Source organism: Pedobacter steynii, from assembly GCF_900103665.1.
In the GTDB taxonomy this organism is placed as follows: Bacteria; Bacteroidota; Bacteroidia; order Sphingobacteriales; family Sphingobacteriaceae; genus Pedobacter; species Pedobacter steynii.
On sequence record NZ_FNGY01000004.1, the window covers coordinates 505,650 to 523,712 of the forward strand.

Below are 18,063 nucleotides of genomic sequence, written 5' to 3' on the forward strand. Positions count from 1 at the left end.
AAAGAAATTTCACAATAATTTTCATTTGTCAAAAAAATAAACGTTAATTAGACGTTTATTATAATGACCATGAAACTAACCAAATATGTCATCGGTATTGATTACGGCTCCGACTCTGTGCGCTCCGTAATTGTAGATACCGAAAATGGAGCCGAGCGCTCCTCTTCTGTCTATTATTATAAAAGGTGGCAAAAAAACCTGTACTGCGAGCCTTCCTCAAATCAGTTCAGGCAACATCCCCTGGACTACATCGAAGGGCTCGAACATACCATTAAAGATTGTATTGCAAAAGCCGGCGGCGCAGCAATAGCGAACGCCATAAAAGGAATTTCTGTAGACACCACGGGCTCCAGTCCGGTAGCTGTTGACAAAACCGGAACGCCTCTGGCGCTTACTCCAGGCTTTGAAGAAAATCCGAATGCCATGTTCGTGCTCTGGAAAGACCATACCGGAATCAGGGAAGCCGCAGAGATCAATGAACATGCTGCCAAATTTGAGACCAATTACCTCAGCTATGTGGGCGGAATTTACTCTTCCGAATGGTTTTGGGCAAAACTCCTTCATGTACTCAGGGCAGACGCTGCTGTCCGCGATGCTACCTTTTCATGGGTAGAGCACTGCGACTGGATTCCCTTCCTACTGACCGGCGGGAATGATGTGTTGAAGATGAAAAGGAGCCGTTGCGCCGCAGGCCATAAGGCGCTTTGGGCGGAACAGTTTGAAGGCCTTCCACCAGAGGAGTTTTTTAGCCAGCTAGATCCCCTATTGTCAGGATTCAGAGAGAGACTTTTCCAGGACACCTATACTTCAGATGAACCGGCAGGAACATTAAGCGAAGAATGGGCAAACCGCCTGGGCCTCTCCACAGAGGTTATCGTTGGTGTAGGTGCATTTGACGCACATATGGGTGCGGTAGGCGGACAGATTGCCCCCTATCACCTTTGTAAAATCATGGGTACCAGCACCTGTGACATTCTCATTGCCCCTTCAGCAGATCTGGATGGCAAGCTGGTACAAGGTATCTGCGGACAAGTAAACGGTTCTGTTATTCCCGGAATGATGGGACTCGAAGCCGGCCAGTCGGCTTTTGGAGATGTCTATGCCTGGTTCAAAAACCTGATCAGCTGGCCATTAAACTTGCTCCTTTCAGAATCCGATTTGATTCATCCAACGACAGCAGCTACTTTAAAAGCGGGGCTGGAAGCGAAAATCATCTCCCGTTTAAGTGAGCAGGCTCAACTATTGCCTGATAGCGACGATGCCGAATTGGCCATTGACTGGTTAAATGGCAGAAGAACTCCCGATGCCAATCAGGAACTCAAAGGCGCCATCACCGGTTTAAGTCTGGGAAGCGATGCGCCCCGAATTTTCCGGGCGCTGGTCGCAGCAACTTGTTTTGGTGCAAAATGTATTGTTGACCGGTTCAGAGATCAGGGTGTACCCGTGGAAGGGATTATCGGCATAGGCGGAGTCGCCAAAAAGTCGCCTTACATCATGCAGATGATGGCTGATGTATTGGAAATGCCGATCAGAATTCACCGGTTTGAACATACCTGCGCATTGGGAGCAGCCATGTTTGCTGCAGTAGCAGCAGGAATTCACCCAAATATTGAAGCTGCAATGGAAGCCATGGGGACAGGATTTGAAGCAGAATATCAGCCAAACCAGGAAAAACAAACGCGATACCGCAAGCAATATCAGGAATATCTGGCGCTAGGCAATTACCTGGAGCACCATCATCAAAAAGAGATCAAACCGATGTATCATGAGCATTTATAAAATCATACGTGAAATGGCCTATGAGGCCAACATGGAGCTACCCAGGTTAAACCTGGTGCTTTTTACTTTCGGAAACGTCAGTGCGGCCGACAGAGATGAGGGTGTTTTTGCCATCAAGCCAAGCGGTGTGCCTTATAAAGATCTTTCACCAGAAAAAATGGTGATCGTAGATTTTGAGGGAAATACCGTAGAAGGCACACTCAGGCCATCGTCAGATACCCAAACCCATGCTGTACTTTACAAACATTGGGATGGAATCAACGGCATTGTACATACCCATTCTACCTATGCTACGGCCTGGGCTCAGGCACAAATGGATGTTCCTATTTTTGGGACCACCCATGCCGATCACCTTACAGTGGATGTCCCCTGCGCACCGCCAATGAATGACGAGATGATCAAGGGAAATTATGAATATGAAACCGGTTTCCAGATCATCAATCACTTTAAAGAACTTGGCTATAGTCACCATGATGTAGAAATGATTCTGGTTGGAAATCATGCTCCTTTTACCTGGGGGAAAACGGCAGAAAAAGCAGTTTATAATAGTGCCGTGCTGGAGTCTGTAGCACAAATGGCGCTGCTAACCAATCAGATCAACCCGCAATCGCCAAAACTAAAGGAAGCATTAATTAAGAAACATTTTGAACGTAAACATGGTCCGGACAGTTATTATGGTCAGTAAAAAAATAGCACTGGCCTGTGCGTTTCTGATGGGAGCGCTGGTCACCGTAAATGCACAGCAAAAGGATTTTCATGACTGGGCGAAAACGCCTCCTATGGGCTGGAACAGCTGGGATTGCTTTGGCCCTACTGTAGTAGAATCTGAAGTAAAAGCCAATGCAGATTATATGTCTAAAAATCTGAAAGCATTTGGATGGGAATATGTAGTCGTAGACATCCGCTGGTATGTAGGTAATGACAAAGCACATGGATACAATGAAAGCAATCCCGATTATGTGCTTGATGAATACGGCAGGTTTCAACCCGCAGTGAACCGTTTTCCCTCCGCTGCAGGTGGTAAAGGATTTAAGCCGCTGGCAGACTATATCCACAAAAAAGGACTGAAATTCGGGATTCACATCATGCGGGGTATTCCGGTAGAAGCGGTAAAACGCAACCTGCCGATTCTGGGCAGTAAGGCTACCGCTAAAGACATTTACAGCACTGAATTACAATGCCTGTGGTTGCGGGATATGTATACCGTAGTGGCCGGCCGAGATGGTGCACAGGAATATTATAACTCCTTGTTTAAACTATACGCTTCATGGGGTGTAGATTTCATTAAGGTAGATGACCTTTCCAGACCTTACCACACGGGAGAGGTAGAAATGATCCGTAAAGCGATTGCATTAACGGGGAGAAAAATCGTCCTGAGTACCTCACCCGGAGAAACACCAATCGCAAGTGCTCCGCATGTTCAGGAGCATGCCAATATGTGGCGTACAGTAGATGATTTCTGGGACAACTGGCCAATGCTAAAAGATCATTTTGAGGTCTTTGAGCGCTGGAATAAATACCGAGCAGCGGGTGCCTGGCCGGATGGCGACATGCTTCCTCTGGGGAAAATAGGGATCCGTGCCGAGCGTGGAAATCCAAGAATGACCGCCTTTACCAAAGATGAACAATATACCCTGATGACACTCTGGACCATATTCCGTTCTCCATTGATGTTTGGCGGTGACCTACCCGGCAATGATGCTTTTACCCTTTCCCTGCTAACCAACAGGGAAGTGCTCGATGTCTTGAACCACAGTAGTAACAACAGACAATTGTTTCGCAACGAACAGGGTGTCTGCTGGGTAGCAGAGGATCCAAAAACCGGAGATCAATATGTCGCCCTTTTTAATCCTGGCGATGCTCCGCAAGCCCTAAAGATTTCTGTAAACCTGAATGACCTTGGCTTTACCAAGCCTTGTAAGCTCAGAGACCTTTGGAGTAAAACCGACAAAGGCATCGTTAAGGGGACCTTTAGCGCAACCATCAATAAACACGGAGCAGGTCTTTTCCGTCTCTCTGCAATTAAATAATCAAACAACCTATATAAAAGACAAGCTAAGAAATATGATCAACTTAAAAGAATTAGAAGTCTGGTTCATTACCGGGAGCCAGCACCTGTACGGAGAAGAAACACTGAAATTAGTAGCCGAGCACGCACAACAGGTGGCCGAATCTTTGGATACCGCGCCACAAATCCCTGTTAAAGTCATTTATAAACCCATCGTAAAAACACCAGAGGAGATATTTGAAACCTTACAACAAGCTAACATCACGGCAAATTGTATTGGTGTCATCACCTGGATGCATACCTTTTCTCCCGCTAAAATGTGGATCAGGGGCTTGAATATCCTTCAAAAACCTTTACTTCACCTGCATACCCAGTTTAACCGCGACATTCCATGGGATACCATCGATATGGATTTCATGAACCTGAACCAGAGCGCACATGGCGACCGTGAGTTTGGATTTATGGTGACCCGGATGCGTAAAGACCGAAAAGTAGTGGTAGGCCACTGGCAAGACCCCGAAGTATTGAAAGAAATTGATACCTGGACACGGGCAGCTGCCGGCTGGCACGACTGGCAAGGCGCTAAATTTGCGAGATTTGGCGACAATATGCGCTATGTAGCCGTTACGGATGGCGACAAGGTAGAAGCCGAACTGAAGTTTGGCTTTCAAGTCAACACTTACGGCATTGGTGACCTCGTTGCGGTGATCAACAGCATTCCCGAGGAATCCATCCAGGAGCTCCTGAAAGTATATGAAGCCAGTTACATTATATCCGCTGACCTGCTCCCTGGTGGCGACAGACATTCTTCTGTTTATGAAGCGGCAAAAATAGAGCTTGGTCTGAAAAAGTTCCTGGAAGATGGCAATTTTAAAGGCTTCAGTGATACGTTTGAAGATTTACATGGCATGATTCAACTGCCTGGTATTGCCGCACAGCGACTGATGGCCGCAGGATATGGATTTGCCGGAGAGGGCGACTGGAAAACCGCCGCATTGGTGCGTGCCTGTAAGGTAATGGGAGCCGGATTGCCTGGAGCCAACGCCTTTATGGAAGATTATACCTATCACTTTGATCCGGCTAATTCTATGGTACTGGGCTCACATATGCTGGAAGTTGATGCCTCCCTGGCCAATGAAAAAGCACGATTGGAAGTACATCCATTAGGCATTGGCGGCAAAGCAGATCCAGCCAGACTGATCTTCAGTGTTGCCGCAGGAAATGCCCTCAACGCTTCTATTATCGATATGGGCAATCGATTCCGCTTGCTTGTAAACGAAGTGGAAGCGGTAGCACCTGAACACCAATTACCAAAATTACCAGTCGCACAGGTGTTATGGAAACCCCTTCCTGATATGAAGACCGGCTGTGCTGCCTGGATCTATGCTGGCGGTGCACACCATACCGCCTATAGTCAGAATCTAACCACTGCACATTTACTTGATTTCGCAAATATCGCCGGCATAGAGTATATCAACATCGGTGCCGATACGAAGATCAACCAGTTTAGAAATGAACTGCAATGGAACGAAATCTTTTATAAATAAGCAGACACTTGTTCAAAATAACCAAATAGAGCCATATGAACAACAATTTAGTAACTACAGATTATGTAGTTTTTATCATCTATTTTTTAATCGTTTCCGGTTATGGATACTACATCTACCGACAGCGTAAAAAAAATGAGCATGATGCCAAAGCCTTCTTTCTTGCTGAAGGAACGCTGACCTGGTGGGCCATAGGTGCCTCCCTGATTGCCTCCAACATTTCTGCCGAGCAATTTATTGGCATGAGTGGCGAAGGTTTCTTTCTCGGTATTGCTGTAGCCGCTTATGAATGGATTGCTGCGATTGCACTGATTATCGTTGCCGTTTGGTTCATTCCGGTATACCTTAAGAACAAAATCTACACCATGCCTCAGTTTCTGAAGACCAGGTACAATGAATCTGTTGCCCTGATCATGGCCATTTTCTGGTTGTTTTTATATGTATTTGTAAACCTGACCTCTATTCTTTACCTGGGTGCTGTGGCCATTAACGGACTTACGGGTGGAGATTACCTCCATGTGATCATGATCGGACTTGCGGTATTTGCACTGATCATCTCCTTAGGAGGGATGAAAGTCGTTGCTTATACCGACGTGATTCAGGTGGCGGTACTGATCTTTGGAGGATTGGTAACCACCTACATTGCCTTAACGGTTGTGGGTGAGAAATTCGGTGTCGGCCCCAACGCCATTGCCGGATTCAAAGTTTTGATGGACCATGCTCCAGAGCATTTCAAAATGATCATCCCGAAACCGACTGCAGAATCGACACAAAATGAGATCAGTAAATACCTGACTTTCCCTGGATTGGCTTCTTATGTAGCTGGTATCTGGATCATCAACCTCAACTATTGGGGATGTAATCAATACATCACCCAGCGTGCATTGGGCGCAGATCTTAAAACCGCAAGGACAGGGATTCTTTTTGCGGGTCTCTTGAAGCTGATGATGCCATTGATCGTGATGTTGCCGGGTATTGCGGCTTATGTATTGTACAAAGGCGGGCATTTGCCTCAATTGATCGGCGGCAAAGACGGGGCCTATTCTGCGATACTTACCTTTTTACCAACTGGCCTTAAAGGACTGTCTGTAGCCGCATTAACCGCAGCCATTGTGGCTTCACTTGCGGGGAAGGTAAACAGCATTTCTACCATCTTCACCCTGGATATATACGCCAAGTATTTTAAGAAAGGTACAGAAGAAAAAAACCTCGTTCTCGTGGGCAGGGCAACTGTATTTGTGGGGATGATCCTGGCAGTGCTCTTCACCTGGAATGACTTGTTGGGCATCGGCGGTGAAGGAGGTTTTACCTTTATCCAGAAATACACGGGATTTATTAGTCCGGGTGTATTTGCGATGTTTATCCTGGGTATGTTCTGGAAAAGAACAACAGGTAGTGCAGCCATTGCGGGTGTACTGGCTGGATTTCTGTTCTCCGTTTTCTTCAATGAAATGGCGCCAGGCTTGTTGGGCAATGATACCTTCCTGTATACAGCTTATCCAAATGGCAAAGGTGGCTTCGAGATTCCATTCCATATCTGTATGGGCCTCTCCTTCTTCTTTACAATGGCCATTATGATTTTGATGAGTCTGGCCGGACCTAAAGTAAATCCTAAAGCTTTCGAACTGGATAAATCCATGTTCAAAGTTGCGCCATCTACAATGGCACTGATCGTGGTCACGCTATTGCTCATTGCAGCATTGTATGTGAAGTTCTGGTAGCTGATCTGCTCCTGTAGAACGCTACGAAAAAAGGAGATCCGGGTTTTTCGGATCTCCTTTTTTTTATTGCCTGTTATTTAGGCGCTTAACCTGCAGATCAGGCTTTATCTGTCGTTTCCTTTTCCCAATACCAAAATGCATCAGAAAATTTTTCCTGAGCAGGGTCTATAATTTCTTCAAAAGGTTCTTCCACAGGTGCTATTTTAAAATTATCGGATAGCCAGGTCACATAAGCATCCATATTATTGCTCAAGGCATAACTGTCCCTATCGTTGCTGAGCCTGATACATTCGCCATCCAGTACAGGTTCGATATCATACGTAAGCAGGCGCAGGAGTTGCAATACGTTCTCAGCAACGATATCTATTCCGTTTTCTTCATCTAACACAATTACGGGCATATCTTTAGTTTCTTTCCCTACTCCCTCATCCCATAACGCGTAAAGCGCACCGAAACTCGTCGCCCTCGCAAAGGGTATCACCGCGCTTATAAATGTATCGCTCTGGTTCCATGTTTTCAAAACGGATAAATCATATCCCCTCAGCAGAAAATACTGTGAGTAATTGGCATGGTTCTCCTGAAAAGCATAGAGCGAAATCAATTCCTGAGGGATTTCTTTTCCCCGAAAATTCTTTTCAAATGCTTCAAAACTCCGGTGTTCCCGCAGGGCTTCAAAGCCCTCCTCCACATCAATATTGTATTTTATTAAAAAATCATACAGACTATCGGCAAACTGATCATTGGCTTCTTTTATGATGACCGCCGCTTCTTCATCTGTTTGTATAGGTTCCAGTCCTAGGTTTGCTTTAGACCAGGCCCAAAAAGCTTCCCGGTGTTCGCTCTGGTCATCTTGTTCCTCATCTTTATAAAAATAAGCGGATTTCCAGTCTACGGAAATTTCCACATCATAACTGAGCAGTCGGACCAAATCTGCTGTGTTTTTTGCCACTAAATGTATTCCGCCCTCATCGCCAAAAACCACAACCGGGCATTTTTCCAGATTTTCATTAATCACCCAAATGGCGTAAGTACTTCCTCCAGCTGTGGCTGTTGCAAACTCTATAAAAGAATTCAGAAAACTTTCTTCTTCTGAATAGGTCTCTAATCCGGTATTGTCAATCAGGTTCAGACAGAAACCGTCTGCATAGATCCCTCCGCCATACTCCTTTTCAAATTTAAATAGTCTTTCCAGGTCATAAGGTATTGCGTAAATACCGAATTGCTTTTGGAAGTCATGGAAAGTGATCCCTCCGGCATCCGCATCATCTATATAATTTACAATTCCAGTCCAGGTTTGCCAGGCAAATTCTTTAATGACATCCGGGCTGGCCGCTTCAAGGGTTTTAAAACTTTCTTTTTCAGTTTCCCTGTAAAAAGTAAACAAAAAACCAGCTTCTATCCGTATGGAAATGCACAGTCCATTGTCCTGCCAGATAAAGATACTGTTGCCCATCGTCTGGCCTTCAGTATCGATATAAGGCTTTTTTATGGTAATTTCCGCATTGCCGAACTCAAGGTCAAGTCCATTGCGATCATGGGCAGGAACACTGTCTGAGTTAATGATTCTTGTGAAGTTCTCAATAGTAAAGTCGTATTTCTTATCCATTTCTTTTTGTTAAAATTGAAGGAGGCTTATTACTCAGGTAAAGCTACAGCTCCTAAAAATAACCGGCAAATTCAACAAGCTACAGGTTACCGGATTGTCATCTACAATTCGTCTACACGTTAGAGAAACGGCACAAAAAAAGGGGTATCCAGGTGGATACCCCTTTTTTTGCTTGTTTTAGCCAACTATTTCTTAAGTGAGAACTTATAAATCGTTACTGTTTTGTATTCCTGTCCTGGTTTCAATGTGGTTGACGGAAAGGCCGGTTGATTTGGTGCATCTGGAAAATGCTGTGTCTCCAGGCAAAATGCAGAACGGTGTGGGTAACTGCTTTTCCCTTTTCCATCATGATCTGCTCCGGTTAAAAAGTTACCACTGTAAAACTGAAGGCCAGGCTCTTCTGTCAGGATTTCCATTACGATACCCGTTTTCGGACTGCTCACTGTGGCTACTTTCTGCAAGCCTGCTGCTTTTCTTAACACAAAATTATGATCGTAGCCTTTTCCATATTTCAATTGCTGATTGCTTTCGTTGATCCTGGCACCAATCAAAGTTGGCTTATTGAAATCAAATGGTGTACCTGCAAGCTTTTCAATTTTTCCGGTCGGAATTAAGGTTTCATCCACCGGTGTGTAGGTATCTGCGTCGATACTCAGTAAATGATCGGTAATCGTCGAATCGCCTGCCCCGTTCAGGTTAAAATAGGCATGATTGGTCAGGTTAACCACCGTGTTTTTATCGGTTGTTGCAAGATAACTGATTTTAACTTCATTGTCGTCCGTCAGCTCATAGGTTACTTTAACCTTTAAATTGCCTGGATAGCCCCCTTCTCCATCTTTAGAAAAATAGCTCAGTTCCAAGGTCTGTTCATTGATTTTTTTAGCCTCCCAGACCTGTCCGTAAAAACCACTGGAACCACCGTGCAGGGTGTTTACGCCATCATTCAGTTCCAGCTGGTAAGCTTTTCCATCCAGACTGAATTTCCCTTTTGCAATTCGGTTTCCATACCGGCCGATTAAGGCACCAAAAAAAGGTTCTCCTTTTTTCTGATATGATTTCAGGCTGTCGTAGCCCAATACCACATCTGTGAAACCATTTTTAGCATCAGGAACCAATAAAGACACGAGGCGTCCACCATAATTGGTAATTACTGCTTTTGCACTATGCTTATTCACCAAAGTATAGAGGCTCACTACTTTTCCTTTTACCTCCCCCTTAAAAGCTCCGGAATCGGGAAGAGAGAACATTGATACTGCAGAAGTATCGCTGAATGCAGGATTTTTATTTAAGGAGCTGGTACATCCACTTAAAAGCCCAGCAAAAATGAGGGCTAAGCAGGTAGGATAAAGTCTGTTGTTCATACGTTTCTTGCTATATTTGATTGCATCTCTAATGTAGAAAAAGAATATTAAATGTCAAAATAACATTTAATATTCAAACCTCAGTCCTGCCCTATTTTATGCGGTCCTTAAAAGCAAACAATATCCGCTGCTGTTACGGTACCAAACCTTTGAGAATTGCAACACCCCTTATCAATTCTTCTTTAGATGAAGAGGCAAAACCCAAACGGATGCCGTTGGTTTTATAATCAGGATATTGATGTCCTTTACCATCGGAGATATACAAACCTTTACTGTAGGCATTCTTTGCCAGGGTTTCCAGGTTTATTGAAGGATCAAATTCCGTCCAGACGGTCATGCCTCCTTCAGGAATGGTAAAATTCACCAGACCTTTTAATTCAGTACTTAGCAAGTCGCAAAAAAGATCCCGTCTTTTTTCATATACCGACAATGCCTTCCTGAGGTAGCGTTGTGTCGTATTGTCGTTTAGCAGCTCAGCCATCGCATTGTCTAAAATGTGATCTCCCTGCCTATCTAACAAAATCCGAACCTTGGCGAGGTGTTGGATCACGTTTTCTGCTGCGACCAGGTATCCCATACGAAAAGCAGGGGAAAAGCTTTTTCCGAATGATCCACAGTAGATAACCATTCCATTTTCATCGGCACTCGCTAAGGGTAATAGCGGACGGTGCTTATAGTGAAAATCATAATCGTAGTCATCCTCAAAAATGATGAAACCATATTCGTTAGCGAGTCGTAATAATTCTAACCTCCGATCGATCCGGAGCGATACTGTAGTCGGATAATGATGATGCGGTGTGACGTAAACCATCCTTACTTTTTGTTTCCTGCAGATTTCTCTCAGTTCATCAACCACGATTCCATATTCATCTACCTTGATACCGATATGCTTTGCCCTGGCATGAATAAAATTATGCTCCGCTCTTTTCCAACCTGGAATACCCGAAACAATGACATCACCCGGTTTAATCAGTGCCGTACAGACCAGGTTAATGCCCATTAACGTTCCCCTTACGGAAAGAACGTTACTTGCCTTTGCTTGTAAAGCCCGCGTCTCATTAAGGTAATTTGCGATGGCTTCTCTATAATAACCAGAGCCGGCAGAATTGCTGTAGCTCCCAAACTTATCATATAATCCGCTTCGTGTCAACTGGGTCCGGTAAGCCCGATAAAACTCCTTTAATGGCGCCAGTCTCGGATCAGGATAGCCATCGTCTAAATGAAGTTCCGTAATTGGCGTGTCGGAAACGCTAGCAAGATAGTTTAGGGATGGTATTGCAAAACCAGCCTTCTTTAATGAAGCAGGTACCAGGCTTCCGCCCAGATTTTCCGGCTCATGGTCCACGATGTGTGAAGATACAAACGTGCCGCTGCCAACCAGACTTTCCAACCAGCCTTGTGTTTGCAATTCTTCATAGGCCTTAGTGACTGTGATTCTGTTGATTTGCAATAAGGCGGCGATTTCCCTTGATCCCGGCAACTTCTGTCCCGAACGTAGCTTGCCTTTTTTGATGAAGGATAAGATCGCATCGGAAAGCTGAAGATAAAGGGACCTGTCGGAAGAAGTGACAAATGAGATTTCAGTGAAAAGCTGCTGGACAATTGGACTACTCATTTTATTAAGATTGGACTATAAAGGTAATCCAATTATAAGGTATTTTTGAGGAAACAAAAGGAAAGGGATTAATTTATGTACATACCAAATCAATTTCAGTTTAAAGATGAGGCAGAAAAGATTGCTTTTATGAAGCAGTACAGTTTTGCAACAATCGTTACCAATAAGGAGCAGATCCCCATTGCAACACAATTGCCATTTTATATTAACGAAAGCTCAGATAAACTGGTCTTAACCTCTCATTTTGCCCTTGCCAATGAACAGGCGAAATATATCGAAGCCAATACTTCTTTGGTCCTGTTTACAGAACCACATGCCTATATCTCTCCCCTTCACTATGATAAAGCCGAAAGTGTTCCCACCTGGGATTACATTTCTGTACATGCCTATGGCAAGGCAAAAGTCTTGGAAGATGAAAGTTCCAAAATCAAGGTCCTGGAAGAGATGATCAGGTTTTATGACCAAAATTATTTAGCACAATGGGACAGTCTGTCCGACAAATTCAAAAAGGGAATGATGAGGGGTATTGTGGCTTTCGAATTGGAAGTAACCGACCTGCAGGGACAAAAGAAATTAAGCCAGAATAAATCCAAGGCAGAGCGCCACCGGATCGTTGAGCATCTGGAAAAAATGGTCAATACCGTTGAAACTGACCTGGCAGCCTACATCAGAAAGCTATAACTTAGGAAATTAAAGCACATTATGGAAAACATTAAAATCAGTAAAGCTTCTATCGAAGCGGTAGAAACTTTACAGGAAATCGGGAGGGCAACATTTTTTGAAACCTTTGCAACAAGCAATACCGGGGCCGATATGAAAAAATATCTGGATGAGCATTTCAGCCGGGAGCAACTGATTACAGAGCTCAACCATCCGGATTCCCGGTTCTATATTGCATGGGAAGATCAAAGTCCGATCGGGTATTTGAAAGTAAATACAGCTCAGGCACAGACTGAGCTGCAGGATGAAAATTCACTGGAAATCGAGCGCATTTATGTGCTAAGCGCCTATCATGGTAAGAAAGTCGGACAACAGCTGTATGAAAAAGCGCTGGAAGTGGCCGGACTATTAAAAAAATCCTCTGTCTGGTTGGGTGTTTGGGAAGAAAACCCAAGAGCTATAAAATTCTATACGAAAAATGGATTTGTTCCCTTCGGTCAGCACATCTTTAAAATGGGCGACGATGAGCAGACTGACATCATGATGAGACGGGAGCTCTAAAGCATGATCAGGGCTTCTTGTTCCGGCTGAAAAAGTCCCACATGAGCTCATTGATATTGATCTCAGTGCTTGTTTTCCCGAGGGGGAAGCCAATATTAAAAGGATCACTCCCCGGCCAGGTATGTCCGCCTTCCTGAATGCTGACCAGCATCACCTCCGTACCCTGGTCGGCAACTTCAGTAATCAGTATCGAGGTGCCGTCTTTTTTATCCCGGTCAATTGACCTTTCCTTTTTCTGTTTTAAGGAAAGTCGGTTATGCGAGATCCAATAATCGAAGGTCGACAATGCCGAACTGTAAGCACCAGCTTTTCCGTTGTAATTCACCACCTGATCAGCTGTTCCTGAAACCTGCATCACCGCAATTTTTTGGTCTGAACGTTTATAGTATTTTACAGAGTCAGGCAGAGCCCCTCCTATTGAAGCTACTGCAGCGAAGGTTTCCGGCATTTCGGTCGCGAGACGATGACAAAAGAATCCTCCTCTTGACAGGCCCGTAGCAAATACTGCCTTGGTATTAATGTTGTAACGACGCCTTAACGTATCATTCAGGGCTTTAATAAACCCAATATCATCAGTCCCATTTAAATAAGACATTTCAAACCCTACATTCCAATCTGCATTAATGCCGCTGGGGTAAACCACAATAAAATTAAGCTTATCGGCTGTCTTATTCATTCCTGAATAAAACATTTGTTCGGTTGCCGTCATTCCTCCCCCATGAAAATTATAGAGGAGCGGGTATGTTTTCTTTGCGTCGTAAGTCTTCGGAAGATATACGATATACTTCCTTTTAGCCTGTTTAAATTTAAACGACTGCATTTGTGCACTAACTGTGCTTAAAGTAACCATGGCAATGAACGCCAGAAGAATCATTTTTTTCATCTTATGTTTTTGATGTAAAACAAGGTTAAAATGAAAAACACATCTTCTTAGATGATCATTTCGTCAGTCAAAATGGTAATTCCGCTGATGTTTTTTAGACAGACTGCATTTTATACTTTTCCGCTTCTTTGCGAAAGACCGATGGGGTGCTCCCTGTAACTTTCTTAAATGCACTGTTAAAACTGCTCAGGCTGGAAAAACCGGATTCGTAGGCGATAAAAGAAATGTTGTAATGCTGAAAACTTTGATCTGCGAATAAGGTGCAAGCATGAGCAATGCGGTATTGATTGATGAAGTTATTAAAATTTGACTGATAGCAAAGGTTAATCGCCATGGATGCCTTTTGGGTGCTGACTTTTAAACGCTGACTCAATATTGCCAGGCTAAGATCAGCATCTTTATACAATTCATCATCAGTCAGCAGCTTTTTTATATTTTCAAAAATCTCGGTTGTCTCCGTTGGGCTCAATGGCGTTGTCTGATATTTAGCTGCCGACTGATCATTCATATACCCCTTTTTGATATAGATCCATGTTATTCCATAGGCAATTACAGAATACAATACCGGCCCTATAATGTAAGGGATTTTATCTTCCACAATATTTAGTACATAAACGGCCCAGATTGCCGTTAACGCATAACATAAAAGAAGTAACCATTGTATATATGAAGTATTTCCGCTTTCCTTTCTGACCCTGTTTATGTAACGAAAGCTCATGAATAAATAAATAAAATAATGGCCATAGTACACACAAAACATCAGGATAAACATCCAGGTTGGGGTCGTTTTAATCCATTCTTTACTGATCATTAAGGCCCCTGAAAATGCTACCAGAAAGGGTATAAAATGTAAAAATGTGCTTTTTTGTAACCGAAATAATTTTTTCAAGACGGAGCAGACGTATAGATAATAGAGAGGACCGATCAACATCAAAGCTGCAAGACCGGTAAATATAAGTTGCAAATCAATATGGTCTGCAAATTCGAGAATCACCGATTTACCAATGCGAAAACTGAGTACAAACAGCATCAGGCAAAGTATTCTATTAGAAATGCGCTTGCCTTTTGAAGAGGTCCAAAGGTAAATGCCCAGGAAAAAACCATGCAGCACACCCAGTCCGCTAATTAAAACAAGAAATAGATTTGTAACCGACATATGTAAAAGATATTCTCCCTAAATCTATAAATTTAGGAGATGTAAAATAAAAAAATCAGGAGCCCTTGATTGAAACAGGCTCCTGAAAGGTTTTAAATTAATATATCGGTCGCATATATTTATAGTATATAGTGGAAAGCAAACCATTCGTCTTTTCCGGTATTATAGTCGGTACCAAACCAAATGCCTTTACTTTCAATTTTACCGGGAAATGCTTTTACTACTTTAAATGTATTTTTCAGCGGTGTAATACTGCTTCCGGGAAACTGGATCAACAATTCTCCGTTTAAGATGACTTCGTTCGTCTGTTCATTAATCGTAAAAGTTCCTGAACTGACTACACCATGTTGATTTCTGGTGTATTTCGATCCTCCGGTCCGACTAAACAATATCCATGAATCTTTAGCAACCGCATCCAGGGCATTGTTCCATCCCCAGTCGCGGGTATCATTATGAGATTTGGTCCAACCTTTACCTTTAGCAATCCAGTCTATAGGGTTCCCTTCTGCATCAATCTTCCACACCCTTCCGGCAGTCCCTGTTCCGGTGAGCGTAGTCAATAGTTCCCCGGTTTTGAATGTCGGGTCAAAGCCTTCATCAGGGCCGGTCACAGGGGGTACATAATTATCCGAAAAGGCTTTAGTCAGGAAATTATAAACAAGCATTGCAGACCCTTCACCATCTACATCTTTATCCCTTATGACGCCCAATTGCATCGTATTTTCATCCAGCGACAGGATTTTATAATTCGTCCAGTTGCTGATCCCCGTAATGCCGTTTTTGGCCGGTTTATATCCTCTTAAGATCGCGGCATTGTTAATGGTCAGTATTTTTCCGGCAACATTTAAAAAGTAAGTTCCGGTCTGGCTATTGATGTTTTCCATCGGCTTAACCGCTTTAAAAACCGCAGCTCCTTTTAAACTGAAAGTCATCGAGCCATAATTGCCCTGAGTCATCGTATTTGGGTACATGTCCCCTAAACCTGCTTCCCAGACCCAGCAATCCCCACCATAGCAGCCGGTTTGTACTGCACCATCTTTCCATGGTCCACCAGCTTTAAGCCAGCCAATATTGGTCCCATAAAAGTACATAGGCCCATTGAAAAACTTCGCTTCCGTATCCAGTACCCATTCTTTTTCCTTGCCCACACCACCTGTAAGCGCTGTCCATAACGGATCATTCACATAGTTCAGGTTATCCTGCGTCACCTTAACCACCACAGAATCCAGTTTAACCACACGCCCACCTGTAGCAACAGAAAAGCGAACTACATAATCACCGGCAAAAGCAAACCTCACCGTATCGGTCATTTTTGTAGAGGTTCCGGTGCCATAATCCCACATAGGCAATGTACCGGGTGTCATATTTTTCAAGATCACCGTATTTCCTCCTGCATCTGCTTTCATATCCTGCAGGACTGAAAATTTGATTTCAGATTTATCGAGAACTTCTCCCATGCTGTGTTTATCCTTTTTACAGGAGAAAAGAAAAGGCAATAAGGAAATCATCAAAAGTTTTATATATCGTTTCATTTCTATTCGATTAAATGATGAAGCGGCTACCAACCCGCATTTTGTTTTAAGGTTCCGTTAGACAAAGTGATCTCGCTGTGAGGAATCTGTTGCAGTCCTTTGGTGAGGATGATGTTGCCTGCAGAGATCGTTTTAGTAACCGGCTGACCACCATTTAACAGTGTCGTGCTTTCTGCAATCTCTTGCGCTGCTTTATTCACACCCTGACGCAGCAGGTCGTAATAACGAATGCCTTCAAAGGCAAATTCCAGTCTGCGTTCTTTCATCATGTTGTCCTGAGTCAGGACTAATGGCGTAAATGCACCCTGATAAGCACGTTGCCGTACCTCGTTGAAATAGGTCTGTGCATTGGGGCTGCCCAGTTCTGCGGCCATCAGCAATACATCGGCATAGCGGATCGACACATAATCCTGATATTGCCCAATGGAGAAATTTGGATTACCATTGGCATTCGGCAAGGGTTTACCATCCAGACCAATCATCGGACTGTATTTCTTAATATAATATCCCGTATACTCCCTTTGCTTATTCTGACTGACAAATGGAATCTTTTCATCGGCAATAGAAATGATGGAACCTGATTTTCGGGTATCACCGGCTGCATAGGCACTCCACAACTTAGGATTCACGGTTTCTGCACCCCAGCCACTGCCATAAGGGTAAAACGATTGATCTCTCAATCCCCCAAACACCATCCAATGGTTACCATCTGTATTTCCGTTGTAATCGCTGGTAAAGGTATATTTGATGGCAAAAATGGTTTCCTTATTGTCTTCACCTGCGTAAGCATCCAGCGAAGCTGCCGGCCATAGCTTTGCAAAATCAGGGATCAGGCCATAACCACCTGTGCTGATGACATGCTCTAAATAGCCCAGTGTCTTTGTCTTATCCACGACTCCAACCAGATCCGCTTTTGAATAATAACCTGTATAGTATAGAAAAACCCGCCCCAATAACGCTTCAGCAGCGTATTTAGTGACCCTACCGTGACTACCAACTGCCTGCGCAGGATAAGCAACTGCAGCCATATTATCTGCTGCAAAAACAAGATCATTGGCAATTACTTTATAAACTTCATCAGGATTTGCCTGGGAAACATTTTCTGCTGAAGGTGCTGTCAATAAGGGAATATCCCCCCATAAACGGACCATATCAAATAACAGATATGCCCGCAAAAAGCGCGCTTCCGACTCATAGGTCTTTCTCAATTGAGCATCATTACCCCATTGAATCTGATCCATTTTACTAATCAGCACATTACAACGATACAATGCCTGGTAATATAGGATCCAATTGCGGCCAAACATATTCTGATCTGAAGGGGAACGTGATTTATCAAATTCATCCAGCATCTGATAGCCGAATCCGTCTGAATTTCCGGTACCACCAAAAGTATTGTCAGACATTACCTCTGCTGCAACCGGCAAAGCAACACCGTCAGACCAAATGATCTGCAACCCATCATAACAACCAACCAAGGCATAAAGTGCGTCTTTTGGTGTTTTATAGTAGTTGACATCTGTTGCTGTAGTCATGGGTTCCGCATCAAGAAAACCTTTTTTACATGCGCCCATCATTAAAAGAAAAACTGCGCAGATGCTTAATTTTATAGTTATCGTCTTCATAATTTTCTG

At 43.7% G+C, this 18,063-nt stretch carries 14 protein-coding genes; 7 read left to right on the forward strand and 7 right to left on the reverse strand.

What is annotated here, in order from left to right; all coding sequences use genetic code 11:
• Positions 1-69 precede the first annotated feature (69 nt).
• From BLQ87_RS14165 to BLQ87_RS14185, 5 genes are read left to right on the forward strand one after another with little or no spacing between them, the layout of a single operon-like run.
• Positions 70-1,779 (forward strand): ribulokinase, encoded by a 1,710-nt coding sequence (locus BLQ87_RS14165; protein WP_074607967.1) that lies wholly within the window; start codon positions 70-72, stop codon positions 1,777-1,779.
• Positions 1,766-2,464, forward strand: a complete 699-nt coding sequence (locus tag BLQ87_RS14170) for an L-ribulose-5-phosphate 4-epimerase (protein ID WP_074607732.1) — start codon at positions 1,766-1,768, stop codon at positions 2,462-2,464. Before BLQ87_RS14165 ends, BLQ87_RS14170 begins: the two co-directional genes overlap by 14 nt.
• A complete protein-coding gene (locus tag BLQ87_RS14175) occupies positions 2,436-3,809 on the forward strand; it encodes a glycoside hydrolase family 27 protein (protein WP_083361870.1) in 1,374 nt (457 codons plus the stop codon). The genes BLQ87_RS14170 and BLQ87_RS14175 overlap by 29 nt, the downstream gene beginning before the upstream one ends.
• A gap of 34 nt (positions 3,810-3,843) precedes the next feature.
• Positions 3,844-5,334, forward strand: coding sequence for an L-arabinose isomerase (gene araA, locus BLQ87_RS14180; RefSeq protein WP_074607735.1), 1,491 nt, complete (start codon positions 3,844-3,846; stop codon positions 5,332-5,334).
• 35 nt (positions 5,335-5,369) lie between these two features.
• Entirely contained in the window at positions 5,370-7,055 is a 1,686-nt protein-coding gene (locus BLQ87_RS14185; RefSeq protein ID WP_074607737.1) for a sodium/sugar symporter, read from the forward strand.
• A 97-nt stretch (positions 7,056-7,152) separates the two neighbouring features.
• Here BLQ87_RS14185 and BLQ87_RS14190 read toward each other — a convergent pair whose 3' ends face one another.
• The 3 genes from BLQ87_RS14190 to BLQ87_RS14200 form a co-directional block, all read right to left on the reverse strand.
• Positions 7,153-8,661, reverse strand: a complete 1,509-nt coding sequence (locus BLQ87_RS14190; RefSeq protein ID WP_074607739.1) for a hypothetical protein — start codon at positions 8,659-8,661, stop codon at positions 7,153-7,155.
• A gap of 185 nt (positions 8,662-8,846) precedes the next feature.
• On the reverse strand, positions 8,847-10,022 hold the full coding sequence (locus BLQ87_RS14195) for an aldose epimerase family protein (protein WP_074607741.1): 1,176 nt from the start codon (positions 10,020-10,022) through the stop codon (positions 8,847-8,849).
• A 133-nt stretch (positions 10,023-10,155) separates the two neighbouring features.
• Positions 10,156-11,637 (reverse strand): aminotransferase-like domain-containing protein, encoded by a 1,482-nt coding sequence (locus BLQ87_RS14200; RefSeq protein WP_074607743.1) that lies wholly within the window; start codon positions 11,635-11,637, stop codon positions 10,156-10,158.
• A 75-nt stretch (positions 11,638-11,712) separates the two neighbouring features.
• Between BLQ87_RS14200 and BLQ87_RS14205 the strand changes: the two genes are divergently transcribed.
• Positions 11,713-12,318, forward strand: a complete 606-nt coding sequence (locus BLQ87_RS14205; protein WP_074607745.1) for an FMN-binding negative transcriptional regulator — start codon at positions 11,713-11,715, stop codon at positions 12,316-12,318.
• A 21-nt stretch (positions 12,319-12,339) separates the two neighbouring features.
• Positions 12,340-12,858: a GNAT family N-acetyltransferase gene (locus BLQ87_RS14210; RefSeq protein WP_074607747.1), complete on the forward strand. Its 519-nt coding sequence runs from the start codon at positions 12,340-12,342 to the stop codon at positions 12,856-12,858.
• Positions 12,859-12,865: 7 nt separating this feature from the next.
• Here BLQ87_RS14210 and BLQ87_RS14215 read toward each other — a convergent pair whose 3' ends face one another.
• From BLQ87_RS14215 to BLQ87_RS14230, 4 genes are all read right to left on the reverse strand, one after another.
• Entirely contained in the window at positions 12,866-13,741 is an 876-nt protein-coding gene (locus BLQ87_RS14215; protein WP_074607749.1) for a CE1 family esterase, read from the reverse strand.
• A gap of 94 nt (positions 13,742-13,835) precedes the next feature.
• Positions 13,836-14,897: a helix-turn-helix domain-containing protein gene (locus BLQ87_RS14220; RefSeq protein WP_074607751.1), complete on the reverse strand. Its 1,062-nt coding sequence runs from the start codon at positions 14,895-14,897 to the stop codon at positions 13,836-13,838.
• Between the two features lie 119 nt (positions 14,898-15,016).
• Complete coding sequence (locus tag BLQ87_RS14225) at positions 15,017-16,429, reverse strand: hypothetical protein (protein ID WP_074607754.1); 1,413 nt, start codon at positions 16,427-16,429, stop codon at positions 15,017-15,019.
• A 26-nt stretch (positions 16,430-16,455) separates the two neighbouring features.
• Positions 16,456-18,054: a RagB/SusD family nutrient uptake outer membrane protein gene (locus BLQ87_RS14230; RefSeq protein WP_074607756.1), complete on the reverse strand. Its 1,599-nt coding sequence runs from the start codon at positions 18,052-18,054 to the stop codon at positions 16,456-16,458.
• Positions 18,055-18,063 lie beyond the last annotated feature (9 nt).